This is a genomic window from Flavobacterium sp. FlaQc-30, assembly GCF_044005885.1.
GTDB lineage: Bacteria > Bacteroidota > Bacteroidia > Flavobacteriales > Flavobacteriaceae > Flavobacterium.
Genome location: NZ_JBIPCO010000051.1, coordinates 1 through 255, shown reverse-complemented (window position 1 = coordinate 255; position 255 = coordinate 1). Strand labels below are relative to the sequence as shown.

Sequence of the window (255 nt, the reverse complement as noted above, 5' to 3'; positions counted from 1 at the left end):
AATATAGACGATAGTTACAAAAAAAAAGAGATAAAATCATGGGGTCATTATCTTACTTATTGGAAAATTCATGGTATTCCTTATTCTGTTTGGGAGAAAGGAGAAAAAGATTATGATTATAATATTGGTTTTTCAAGTGAAGAGGAATACAAGTTTGCATTAACATTTTATGCAAAGGATGGGAGTTTGTTTCAAATTGATAATAAATCGAGTTTTTTGCCTTGGAAAGATCGATTTGTTTCCTATCCAAAAAAC

General features: G+C 29.0%; 1 protein-coding gene. It reads left to right on the top strand.

Annotated elements, in window-relative coordinates:
- The coding region (locus tag ACHRV0_RS21695; protein WP_395442532.1) for a hypothetical protein at window positions 1-255 on the top strand (255 nt) is incomplete at both ends.